8 protein-coding genes are annotated in these 12,874 nt (G+C 53.5%); 3 read left to right on the top strand and 5 right to left on the bottom strand.

Features of this window, described 5'->3' with window-relative positions:
- Positions 1–8: 8 nt before the first annotated feature.
- Both EE896_RS06750 and wbaP read right to left on the bottom strand, forming a co-directional pair.
- Positions 9–1,148 (bottom strand): polysaccharide export protein, encoded by a 1,140-nt coding sequence (locus EE896_RS06750; protein WP_033762024.1) that lies wholly within the window; start codon positions 1,146–1,148, stop codon positions 9–11.
- A gap of 294 nt (positions 1,149–1,442) precedes the next feature.
- Positions 1,443–2,876 (bottom strand): undecaprenyl-phosphate galactose phosphotransferase WbaP, encoded by a 1,434-nt coding sequence (gene wbaP / locus EE896_RS06745; RefSeq protein ID WP_004571283.1) that lies wholly within the window; start codon positions 2,874–2,876, stop codon positions 1,443–1,445.
- Between the two features lie 794 nt (positions 2,877–3,670).
- Here wbaP and EE896_RS06740 point away from each other — a divergent pair.
- The gene (locus EE896_RS06740; RefSeq protein ID WP_110411252.1) at positions 3,671–5,242 is read left to right on the top strand and encodes a TerC family protein; all 1,572 of its coding nucleotides are present in this window, start codon (positions 3,671–3,673) and stop codon (positions 5,240–5,242) included.
- A gap of 30 nt (positions 5,243–5,272) precedes the next feature.
- Here the strand turns inward: EE896_RS06740 and asmA are convergent, their stop codons facing one another.
- The 3 genes from asmA to udk all read right to left on the bottom strand — a co-directional run bounded on the left by asmA (position 5,273) and on the right by udk (position 8,415).
- Positions 5,273–7,096, bottom strand: coding sequence for an outer membrane assembly protein AsmA (gene asmA, locus EE896_RS06735; RefSeq protein ID WP_140916241.1), 1,824 nt, complete (start codon positions 7,094–7,096; stop codon positions 5,273–5,275).
- Positions 7,097–7,108: 12 nt separating this feature from the next.
- Complete coding sequence (dcd, locus tag EE896_RS06730) at positions 7,109–7,690, bottom strand: dCTP deaminase (RefSeq protein WP_004571280.1); 582 nt, start codon at positions 7,688–7,690, stop codon at positions 7,109–7,111.
- Between the two features lie 83 nt (positions 7,691–7,773).
- Positions 7,774–8,415, bottom strand: coding sequence for a uridine kinase (gene udk, locus EE896_RS06725; RefSeq protein WP_004571279.1), 642 nt, complete (start codon positions 8,413–8,415; stop codon positions 7,774–7,776).
- Between the two features lie 283 nt (positions 8,416–8,698).
- Here udk and EE896_RS06720 point away from each other — a divergent pair, with 283 nt between their 5' ends.
- Positions 8,699–9,313, top strand: coding sequence for a phosphatase PAP2 family protein (locus tag EE896_RS06720; RefSeq protein ID WP_004571278.1), 615 nt, complete (start codon positions 8,699–8,701; stop codon positions 9,311–9,313).
- A gap of 163 nt (positions 9,314–9,476) precedes the next feature.
- On the top strand, positions 9,477–12,818 hold the full coding sequence (locus EE896_RS06715; RefSeq protein WP_140916242.1) for a diguanylate cyclase: 3,342 nt from the start codon (positions 9,477–9,479) through the stop codon (positions 12,816–12,818).
- Positions 12,819–12,874 lie beyond the last annotated feature (56 nt).

Here is a 12,874-nt window from a genome sequence, read left to right as displayed (position 1 = left end):
GTCAGACCTTAGTTCGACCAGTTGCGGATACGCTGTGCGGCCTGAGTCGCATCGTTGATACCAGCAATGGTTGGTATCAGTTGCGAAATCACACGGTTCCAGCGCGTCAGCGGTGTAGAGGTGACATAGACGATGTCATAAGGCTGGAGCTGGAAATCGGTTCCCATCACCATGGATGCCGCATCTTTGGTGTTCAACTGATAGATGTTGGCAATCTTGCTGCGATCGGTGCCGTGCAGTGGACGGATAACGAAGACACCAGTAGCGTCAGAGGTGGTTTGATCCATCCCCGCCGCATTGCCCAGCGCTTCCGCCAGCGTCATGCCGCTACGGTCCATTTTCAGCGTGGTTTGCTGCTTCACTTCACCCATCACGAAGATTTTCAGATCATCGTTACGCGGAACGTAGAGAATATCGCCTGGATAGAGCAGGTGGTTCTGGCTCAGGTCGCCGTTCTGCATCAGTGCCTGCAGAGAGACGCGCTGTTCACGACCGTTGTGCGTCAGCACGACGTTACGCCAGTCAGCATCAGGTGCCAGGCCGCCAGCGGCGTTGATCGCATCCAGAACCGTCAACGGTACGTTGGTGATCGCCTGCTGACCTGAGGTGGTCACAGAACCCGTAACATAGGTTTTCTGCGATTTGAACGAGGCGATGCTGACATCAACCTGTGGACTTTCAATGTACTGAGCCAGACGACGCGAAACTTCGTCACGCACTTCGCCGACGGTACGGCCCGCGACACGGACGCGACCAATGTAAGGATAGAAGATGGTGCCGTCAGAATGCACCCAGTTACCGGTGTCGCTAGCGCTACGGTATTGACCCGCTGGCGTGGTCAGTTCCGGGTGATCCCAGACTGTCACGGTCAGGACATCGCCCACGCCGATACGGTATTCATAGTTCTGAATTTCGTTCTGCAGTGCCGGGTTCGTCTGAGCCACCAGAGGCTTAGGACGCATCTTTTCAACCAGTGAAGGCGTTAACGGAAAGACGTTGACGTATTTATCGATGTCAAAGTTGCTATCCTGCTGCTCGATAACATCTTTTCCTGATGTAGTAAGACGAGAACCGGGTTCGATTGTACACCCGACAAGGAATGTGGCGGATACCAGCAAGGGTATCAATTTCATTTTGATTGTAATCATTTAGATCTTCGCTATCAGTTATTTATTGATAGAGGCGAAACCGCCGCTGTGTAAGCGTCCAACAAAAAGTAAATCCTGGCTGACTAAAGCCTTAAGCACTGAACCTGTCGTTCATTATCCTTGCTCCACTTGTTATAAGTAGTGGCCATCAACCAGGGTGTACCTGAAACGCCTTGCATCATAGCGGACTATGGATGCACTGCGATATCCCTGGTGATGGCCGCTATTAACGACACGCCTGACAACGGCACAACACCTCTGAGCGCGCGTTAGCACGCTCATTTCGACTCACGGTTAATAGGCACCGTCGCGTTTTAACACCACACCCACTGTTTTGAACAGAATGGCAATGTCATTCCACAGTGACCAGTTTTTTACGTACCACGAATCGAAATAGACGCGGGTTTCATAGTCAACGTCATTACGACCGCTGACCTGCCACAATCCCGTCATGCCCGGCTTAGCCATCAGGTAATAATCAACATCACCAGCATAACGACAGAGTTCATCTTCAATGACCGGACGAGGTCCAACCAGACTCATATCACCGCGCACCACGTTCCAGAGCTGAGGCAGCTCATCGAGGCTTGTTTTACGGATGAAGTGGCCCACTTTAGTAATACGTGGATCATTTTTGAGTTTGAAATCTTTATCCCATTCCGCACGCGCAATCGGATCGGTGCGTAATACCTCTTCCAGCACTTCTTTGGAATTGATGACCATTGAACGGAATTTCAGGCATTTGAATTTACGGCCATTCATTCCCACACGTTCGTGACCATAAATCGGCGGTCCACCATCACGGCCCACCAGGAAGCCCAGCACCAGCAGCGCTGGCATCAGCATCAGGATAATTGAGAGTGCACCCACGATATCGAATGCCCGCTTCAGGAAACGCGAGGTGCGTTTAGCCAGGTTATTCTGAACACGCAGAATCATCACCTCATGGCTAAAGATATAAGCCATGTCTGTACCGTAAAGCGGAACACCACGCAGGGTCGGAATCACTGAAACTGAACGGCAGTTATGCATCGCCAGCGATTTTAGCCAGATATCACGATACTGACTCTGCTCATACTCGACTGCCACGATAAACTGGGTTTCGCTGTTAGTCAGGCTCCAGAGCTCCTGCTCATCACGCAGCACTGGCACGCCATTCATGATCTCCTGCGGACAGGTTCCATCAACGTCGTAGAAAGCGATAACGTCAAAACCCATGACCTCTTCGCTTTGCAGTGCCTGCCAGGCTTCGTGCGCATTTTTGCTGCTGCCGATAATAATGGTTTGTTTCTTCCACAAGCCTTTTTTATTCAGCAGACGTTTTGAGAGCGCACGACAGGTTGGAATTAAAATCAGCGCCAGAACCCAGGTCAGTAACCAGACGAAACGCGACATCTGCCACTGCGACAGTGCGGTGATCGACAGATCGATGACAGAAAATATAAGAATGGTACGAAAAACTTCTTTTAATTCGAACCAGAAAGGTTTCCGGTAGGTATAGTGCCGAAGCCTTACCCAGAACCAGCCAATACAAATTACCGACAGACAAATGTGTGTGGCAATTTTTAAATTCATTTCTTTTTCAGAAATATCTGCCAGCGGCGAACCTGAGTGAAGATTAATTAGCATCATCGCCACAAATAATGCTGCGTTGAAACAAATTAAGTCTGAACATGCCAGCATTAATTTGGTAATAAGACTTTTAAACGTAAATTCTGTATCGCGCATATTTAACTCTTTATTTTATTTCCTTAAACCCGCAACGGCTATCGCCTGTTAAATCATTAAGCGACGAAACCTCTCCAGACTGAGCCGTTTCTAAGGGGAGCTCCTGCGGCGTTTACGCCAATGATCTTAACCATAAACCAGTAATATTGTGATGAATACCAACAGATTACTCTGACTTAACCACCGCCAGCGCTGCTCACTTTATCAACAAAAACACGATTCGGGCACGCTACCGCCCTTGGCTGTCGCTGCCAATATCGCTGTCGTCATTCATATTGATCCCCGTAATGCAGTAACGTTACCGCATTGCATCGTGCAGACGTTCACCGGCGAATGACTCATTCGTCACATTGCGATTAATGTCGAATAGGCTCGCGAATTACGACTCTGGGGCAGAGTTTGCAAACTTGTTGCTATACTAGTTATTACTGGCTTGTTTACAAGCAGGTCCCGCTATCCCTGGACTATTTTAGGAAAAAGACTACCAGCGATTAGTATTGAGGCCTGACAGGCAGTGCAATGCTTTCTTCAAAATTAGGATTAATGCCATACTCGTGATGAGATAAATCGCATAAGCCCGACAGGTGAATATCTCATCCAGGGTTAAAAAGGAGTCAGAATACTCTCTGCTGCATTCTGTGAATTTAATCAAAACGTCACACTCATATGTTCATATTTTGCACGATATATCGCCTTGATTGGGTCATCGCTCCCCTGCCCTGCCATTTGTACGTGGCTTTGCACTCCACTATCATCAGAGAAAACTCAATTTAAAATATTCAGGTGAACATGACATGCTGGAGGTAATTGCAGATCCCTCGCTATGGGCGGGATTAGTAACGCTAATCGTTCTGGAACTGGTTTTAGGCATCGACAATCTTATCTTTATTGCCATCCTGGTTGAGAAGCTGCCTGGACCGCTTCGCGACCGCGCACGCGTGATAGGACTGCTGCTGGCGTTATTATGCCGATTATTGTTACTGGCATCGCTTTCCTGGCTGGTTACCCTGAAAGAACCCTGGATCACGCTGGGCGGACACCCCTTTAGTGCGCGCGATCTGTTGCTGCTGTCAGGCGGCATTTTCCTGCTATTTAAAGCCACTACAGAGTTGAATGCGCGTCTGGAAGGACACGATGAGGCGTCCGGTCAACAAAAAGGCGGCGCTAAATTCTGGCCGGTGGTGGCGCAAATCGTGGTGCTGGATGCCATATTCTCACTGGATGCGGTCATTACCGCCGTGGGCATGGTGAATGATCTGCCCGTCATGATGGTTGCTGTCACCATTGCCATTTTGCTGATGCTGCTCGCCAGCAAGCCGTTAACCCGCTTTGTGAACAACCATCCGACAATTGTCATCCTCTGCTTAAGCTTTTTGCTGATGATCGGTTTCAGCCTGGTGGCGGAAGGCTTTGGCTTTGTCATTCCTAAAGGGTATCTCTACGCGGCCATCGGCTTCTCAGTTGTCATCGAAGCGCTTAACCAGCTGGCACACTTTAATCGCCGCCGCGTGCTGTCGGCTGGTCGCCCACTGCGCCAGCGCACGGCGGAAGCGGTATTAAGGCTGTTGCGCGGGGCAGCAGAACCGGCGGAGCTGGATGCCAAAACCTCATCACTGATTGCTGACAGCGATGAGAGTATGCTCTTTAACCGCCAGGAACGCGCAATGATTGCCCGCGTGCTGGGCATGGGTCAGCGTCACGTTAACAGCATCATGACCTCGCGTCACGACGTCGACCATATTGATCTCAGTGATGATCCGGCTGAGATCATGTCGCGCCTTGACCGCAATCAGCATACGCGCATTCTGATAACCGAGCACTCCAGCGAACCACTGGGTGTGGTGCATGTTATCGATCTGCTGCACCAGTCGCTGCACAACAATTCACTCGATTTACGCGCCCTTATCCGACAACCGCTGGTATTTCCTGAGCGACTGACCCTGCTGCAGGCGCTGGAACAGTTTCGTCAGGCTCATACACATTTTGCCTTTGTGGTGGATGAGTTCGGTTCAATGGAAGGCGTGGTGACGCTGAGCGATGTGATGGAGACCATCGCCGGCAATCTGCCGAATGAGGCGGGTGAAATTGACGCCCGTTACGATATACAGATTCAGGGTGAAGGTCACTGGATTGCCAACGGCCATATGCCACTGGACGATCTGGCGCTCTATGTGAAATTGCCGCTGGATGAACAGCGTGACTACCATACGCTGGCTGGATTACTGATGGATAAGCTGCAACACATTCCTCAGGAAGGCGAAGTGTTGCAACTGGGTGACTATCTGCTGCGAACGCTGCAGGTTGAAAATCATCGGATTCAGAAGGTAGAAATCCTGCGGCAGCCTGACGCAGATTACGAGGTATAGCCACTGCCAGGGGCGCAGGGAATGCGCCCGCTAGGGACGCATGATTTTCTTCAGATTCTCTTTGTTCTCGCCCTCTTTCTGGCGATCAATCCACTGATTCAGACGTGACCTTGCCTCACTCTGCAGACGGTTACGAAGAACGTCATCCACTGGCAGGGAATATTGCAGGCTGTTCCAGCCGCCATACATACGCAGTGGGATAGGCTGACTGGAAAGTGCCTTCACCAGCGCATCATCGCCACGCCAGCCGCTGATTTTCAGTCCCAGCGTCACATCCAGCTGTTGCTGCACCATGTCGACTTTGCCCGCGCCCTGTAATCCCAGATTCTGACCGTTACCATTGAGATCACTGAAGCTGAGTACACCTTTATTCAGCGCCACCTGCCCGCTGATCGACTCAATACCCTCTTCTACGGCATCCTGGCTGCTGACCTTATCGCTGACCCGAGCCACAGCACGCTGCACCATTTGCTGGAGATTAAGCTGTGCCAGCTTCAGGTTGCTGGCACTGATCGTCGCCCTGCCCTGCCAGCTGCGCTTTGCCGCCTCGACTGTCAGCGTATCGCCGGACAGCTCCCCGTCAAGACTCAGGTTGCCCTGCAGACTTTCCGGTAGTGCAAACGCTTTCAGCAACGGCTGGATTTGAATAAACCGGAGTTGCGGTTTCAGGCTGACCCGTGTCTCTGGATGACGAATGTCGATGCTGCCGGGAATCGAGAAGCTGCCATTACCCAGCTTGCCGCTGAGGGTGTTCAGCGTCATGAGTCCCTGCTGATTGCGGGCATTTAACGTAAAATCAGTCAGCGAGAGGCCGCGCCATACCGCATTATTCGCCTGAAGTTTTAGCGCCAGATCCATGTCGTTGAGAGGAGAGTCCGCATTGGTGCGTTCACGCGGCGCAGCAATCACCGGCGAACGGGCCACGGTGGCGTGCTGCGCGCCAGGCGCTTCAGAAACGGGCGCACTGGTGAGTAAATTATCGAGATTCAGGTTGCTGGCTTTCAGATCCAGCGCCAGCTGCTGTGGCGGCACCACATGACCACTGCCCTGCCCGGTCAGGGTACTGTCATTTGCGGTGAGCTGCAGACCACTAAAGGAGAACTGCTGCCGGTCACCATTCCATTCGCCCTGCAGGCTCAACGACCCTTTAATCCCCTGAGACGGAATGTCGGCGCCCGATAAGGTGTAATCGAGCTGCTGCAGCTGGCCGGTAAGACGGTGCGGATATTGCGCAGCATCCAGCTGGCCTTTGAGATTCAGCGTGGCGTTGCGCTGGTTGCGCATCAGCGTCGTGCTCAGAGAGAGTGTCGCCAGCTTGTTCGCGTCCTGATCCATCGTAATGTTGAGGTCACGAAAATTATATTCGTCGCCGCCTGGCTGTTGCCAGATCAGCAGACTGTCGGCTACCCGCAGTTTAGCAATATCAAATGACCAGCCGGTGGATGGCGAGGCAGGCTCCGCATCACGCGGACCCTGAGGGGCATTTCTGGCAGGCTGCGCGCTACTGTCGGGCGTTACCCGCACTATCGCATTTTTCAGCAACACCTGACTGACGCTGAGCTGATGGGATAAAAGAGGCCAGAGATCAACATCGAGACGCATGTTCTCCGCTGAGACCAGCGGCTGAGTCGCCCCCGGCGCGGTGAGGCTCATCCGCCCAGCCAGGATGCTGAGCTGAGGCCAGACGTGCCAGCGCAAATCGTTACTGACCTCAAGGCGATAACCACTGCGTTGTTCAACCTGTTGCACCATATAGGTACGGAAGTCGTTGGGATTGACCAGCAGCACCAGCGCGCTCAATCCCGTTACGACCACCACTAACAGGATGGCCAGCGTGGTTATCACTCTTTTCATTACATCCTCAGATCAGTCTTTATCGATACGGCTGGCATCAGCGCCCTGCTGACCCCGATATTTAGCATCTTCACGTCGGTTATAAGGACGCGCAGCCGGGCCTGAAAGCGGTTCAAAACTCAGCGCGCCGATTAACATACCCGGACGCAGAGCCAGCGGCAGTTTACCTGAATTGTAGAATTCCAGCACGATACGACCCTGCCAGCCTGGATCAATGCGGTGCGCTGTCACATGCACCATCAGCCCGAGGCGCGCCAGCGATGAACGGCCATCCAGCCAGCCGACCAGGTCGTCAGGCAGCGTCACGGACTCCAGCGTTACCGCCAGCGCCAGCTCACCCGGATGGAGGAAAAAGGCTTCACCATCAGGCAACACGATCTCATCGCTCATGACCCGATCCAGTGCCGCGCTTACTTCCTGTTTCGGGCCACTCAGATCGATAAAGGCCGCGGTATGGCCGCTGAAGGTGCGGAACTGATTCCCCAGGCGCACATCGACGGTTGCCCCATTAATGCGCTCGACAGGCGGGCGTGGCTCAATGGCCAGTTTGCCATTGTCCAGCCAGGCTTCAATATCGCGATCGCATAATCTCATTGCGGTAACTCCATGGCATAAGTGTAGCGAACCGGTGACAGCGTGCCTGCCACCGGTCTGCACCCCGTCCGGATGGACGTGGGTTATTCAAAAAACTGGTTAATTTTCGCCTTCAGGATATCAATGGCGATACGGTTTTTTCCGCCGCGCGGCACAATGATATCGGCGTACTGTTTTGATGGCTCGATAAACTGCAGAAACATCGGACGCACGGTCTTCTGATACTGACTCATTACCGAATCCATTGAGCGGCCGCGCTCATTGACGTCACGTTTCATACGGCGCATCAGACAGATATCAAGCGGCGTGTCGACGAAGATAGAAAAGTTAAGTTCCTGGCGCAGACGGGCATCGGTTAACAGCAGAATGCCTTCAAGAATAATGACCTTTTTCGCTTTCAGGTGCTGCGTTTGCTGAGTGCGGGTGTGCTCAACGTAGCTGTAGACCGGCAGCTCAATGTCCTGCCCGGCTTTTACCGCCTGCAGATGCTGCAACAGCAAATCATGATCCATCGCACTCGGATGGTCATAATTGGTTTTAACCCTCTCTTCCATGGTGAGGTGACTTTGATCTTTGTAATAAGCATCTTCCGGGATAACCCCGATATGCTCGTCACCTACCTGATCACGGATTTCACGATAGAGCGTGCTGGCAATTAAACTTTTACCGGATGCGGAAGCGCCGGCAATGCCTACAATCACGCACTGATGAGACTTGTCAGTCATACTTTTTTAAGACCTGATAACTGGAGCCTGCCACTGGTCACACATTACGCGGGCAGCGGACGGGCCGAAATGGAGAGGGTGTGTTCGCGCTAAGTATAGGGATTTCGGCCTTTTGATGCCAGAAAAATGGCACCGGCGTCTTTTCAGACTTTCTCCTTTGGACGCCACTCATTTCACCGATAAACTAGCAGCACACCATATTATAAAAAAATGGCCTGTGCGGCGCGCGGTTGTCTGAACGCGTGTCGCTGACATGATGACCGAATGATGCATCAGGAGTGGTATGCACTGGAAGACTTTGACCTATTTTGGCGACAGCATGCTGTTGATTCCGACAGCGGTAATTATTGCGCTGATTTTGCCGTGGAAAAGTGATAACCGCCTTACGGTCTTTTACTGGATTGTGGCCTTTGGCCTGGCTGGCCTGACAGTCAGCATCTCAAAGATTCTGTTTCTCGGGTTTGGCATCGGCAGTGCCCGTTTTAATTTTACCGGCTTCAGCGGTCACAGCGCGATGTCCGCTACCCTGTGGCCAGTGATGCTGTGGCTGATTTCCGGACGCTGGTCAGCAAAATGGCGCATTGCCGCGATTGGCGTGGGTTACCTGATTCCTCTGATGGTTGGGTTCTCGCGTCTGGTCATCCACGCTCACTCGAAAAGTGAGGTTGCCACCGGTTTGCTGCTGGGCTTCACGTTGAGTACCGCGTTTCTGATCTCTCAGCGCCGCACCGCGCTCAAAGGCTTTAGCTGGCCACAGATCGGTGCTGCACTGTTAGTGCCGTTTCTATTAATGGGTCATGGCCGTGTCGCGACGACGCAACAGTTTCTGGAACGCTTCTCTGCCAGCCTCGCGGGGCTGGAGAAGCCCTATACCCGCGCCGATCTTTTCCGCCAGTAATCAATACGCTGGTCATCAATTTCTCTGTGCCCGTCAATTCACCGAATAACGGGCAATATTGATTTCACCCCTTTTTTCTTTGCCGAATGTGCTAGCATGCAGTCAGAGAATGACTGGTGCCTGATTCGCCGTAGCGGAGCGTTGCACCCTGACGGAAGTCCGCATGACGATAGAGATCCTGTCCCCGCAAAATAGCACGCCAAACTGCTGGCTTTCGGCGCTGTTCCTTGGCTGTATAGTGTTTGTCCTGACACTGTTCTGTCTTGAACTGATCGTGGTCAGCGGGAAAATCTCCCCGCTCTGGTTCCCGACGACATTAATGACTGTGGTGGTTTTCCGCTGTCCGTCACGTCAGCTACCCCTGCTGCTGACTGCCTGTGTGCTGGGCACCGCCGCAGCCAACGCCATCATCATCGGACCTGCCTTTTCAAACATTAAATTCGCGCTGTTAAACCTTATTCAGGCCAGTGTGGGTGGCATGCTGCTGCGCGCGCTGCTGGATCGGCGCGCGCCACTGAACTCTCTGCATGACTGGGCCCGGATGGTGTTATCGGTGGGTATCGTGACACCGGTTCTGGGCGGCCTGCTGGCGCTCTGGACGCTGCAGGTCAGCGGCCACGCTTCGTTTCCCTTCTTTTATACATGGGTGATCTCAGAAATCATCGGCATGCTGGTGTTAGGCCCGATGCTGCTGCTGCTGCCCTGGCCGCTGCGACGGGCCCAGTTCAGCGAGCTGGGCAGGCAGTTGCCAGAAACGTTGATGACGCTGCTCCTGACCCTGGGTGCCAGTTATCTGTCGCTGCGTTTTCTGCCCTGGCCCTTTACCTTTATTGTCGTAATCCTGTTCTGGTGCGCGGTGCGCCTGCCCAAGCTGCAGGCGTTTGTGCTGTTCTTCATCAACGCCAGTTTTATCTCGATGCTGCTGGCTTTGGATGCGGTCAGCGTAGTAAACAACAACAGCGCGCTGGGCCCGGTCTCCAGCTGGTTACCTTTCCTTCTGGTGTTGATCCCTAGCCACATTATGTCGCTGGTGATGGATGCGTTCCGGCGTGAAAAACTCCACATCACCGACAGCGAAACCCGCTTCCGTCACGCCATGGAATACTCTGCAATCGGTATGGCGCTGGTGGCGCCTCAGGGTAAATGGCTGCAGGTTAACCGCTCGCTGTGCGATATCCTTGGCTATCCGGCCGAAGAGCTCAAACGCCTGACATTCCAGCAAATTACGCATCCCGATGATCTGAGCCTTGATCTGCAACATGCCAGCCGATTGCTGGAAGGTGAGATTGATACGTACACGTTTGAGAAGCGCTATTTTCGTAAAGATGGTGAGATTGTCTGGGCACGCCTCACGGTATCGCTGGTGCGCGATGGCAGCCAGGAACCGCTCTATTTTATCGCGCAAATTATTGATATCTCTGAGTTGAAGCAGAGTGAGCAGGTGAATCGCCGGCTGATGGAGCGCATCACGCTGGCCAACGAAGCCGGTGGCATTGGCGTGTGGGAGTGGAACCTGCTGACCGGTGAAATGTTATGGGACAAGCGCATGTATGCCCTGTTTGGTCTCGCCTCTCATGAGTCGCCCAGCTATGACCTCTGGATCCATCTGCTGCATACCGCAGATCGGGAGTATGCTGCGCTGACGGTGCAACAGGCGATTGAGCTGCGCAGTGCTTTTCACATGGAGTATCGCGTGGTTAATGCCGAGGGCCAGCGCTGGGTGCGCACCCAGGCAAACCGTTTACTGAGTAAAGAGGGCCGCATTGAGCGCATGCTGGGGATCTGCCAGGACATCACCCCGCTTCGTAATCTGAACGAAGCGCTGTTTCAGGAGAAAGAGCGCATGGCGATAACCCTGGACTCAATCGGTGAAGCGGTTATCAGCACGGACAAAGAGATGCGTGTCGCCTTTATGAATCCGGTGGCGGAGAAGATGAGTGGCTTGTCACAGGAGCAGGCTGCCGGGCAGCCGCTCAGTGAGCTGCTGCACATAACTCAGGGACGTAACGGCCCGAAAGTGGAGAATCTGCTGTTGTGCCAGTTGCCACCGGAAAAAATCACCCCCAGTCTGGCTGAAGATCTGGTGCTCCACACCCCGGATGGCGGCCACATCGATATTCATTACAGCATCACGCCACTGCGTTCAGAAGCGGGCGTGGAACAGGGTGCCGTCATGGTTATTCAGGATGTGAGTGAATCACGTAAACTGATGAAGCGCCTGAGTTACAGCGCCCTCCACGACACCCTGACCCGCCTGCCTAACCGCGCCAGCTTTGAGCTTCAGCTTAAACGTCTGCTGTTTGATGCCGCTGAACATCAGCATCAGCATGTGCTGGTGTTTATCGACCTGGATAAGTTTAAAGCGGTCAATGACACCGCAGGGCATGCCGCAGGCGATGCATTGCTGCGCGAGCTCTCCGATCTGATGCAGCACCATCTGCGCAGCAGCGACTTCCTGGCCCGACTGGGCGGCGATGAGTTTGCGCTTCTGATGCCTGATTGCGATGTGGGTCAGGCACATGACGTGGTGCAGCGCATCGTCGCTGCGGTCAACGATTACCGCTTCCAGTGGCTGGGTCGCCTCTATCATGTGGGCGCCAGTGCGGGAGTGACACAAATTTCAGCAGAAAACTGTCAGAGCAGCGACGTCCTTTCTCAGGCGGATATCGCCTGTTACAACGCCAAACGCAGTGGGCGTGGACGACTGATGATTTATGAGCAGCATAGCTTACCGCTGCCGGGTAACCATCAGGGAATGGATGCCGCGATGATTGATGCGCTGCAGATTGAACTGCCCGCCTGGCCTGTTGCGCCACCCAAAACCCCGCAGGCCGCCTTTATCTGGCTGCTTGATGTACAGCTGTTAACCGCAGATGGATTACTGCTGGATGAGACGTTGCTGCGCAATAACCTGCACGATGAGACGCTGCGACGTCGTCTCGATAACAATATTCTTGCGGTTTTTTTCCGCCACGACGTGGAAAAGCTCAATCAGAAAGGCATTCCGGTGATTTTGCCGCTTGATGCCGGGATACTCAGTGATGCCGCCTTTGTGGAGCAACTCTGTCAGCGCTTTGTCGCGGCCGGTCTCTCTGAAAGCCACTGTGGTTTCGCTTTCCCTGCGGCCAGCGTGTTGAGCAAAGGCGATCAGCTCTATTCCGCACTGCTGCAACTGCGGCAGTGTGGCTGCCGTATCGTATTGCAACATTTTGGCCGAAATCTGGACGCGTTTACTCTGCTGAGTAACGAGGTAGTTGATTACCTGGTACTGGCACCTGAACTGGTTGCTAACGTTCACAATAATCTGATGGATGAGATGCTGCTGACCATTATTCAGGGCCAGGCAACGCAGCGTAACATCGCGGTGCTGGCCGGTCCGGTTTCGGTCCCTGCTGTGCTCAGCACGCTGGCTACCCTTGATGTGGATGGCGTCTGGGGCAGTGCCGTGGCCGAGCGGCAGCCATTACGCGCACTGGCCGAAGATCGAATCTTCGCTATCCGTTAATTCCAGCGCGACCTGCTTGCTACACTGATGAAGCTGCGCTAAAGTCGCCCCCTTTT

The organism is Pantoea eucalypti (genome assembly GCF_009646115.1).
GTDB classification, from domain to species: domain Bacteria; phylum Pseudomonadota; class Gammaproteobacteria; order Enterobacterales; family Enterobacteriaceae; genus Pantoea; species Pantoea eucalypti.
The sequence above is the reverse complement of the archived record's forward strand: the minus strand, read 5'-3'. Positions and strand labels throughout refer to the sequence as shown.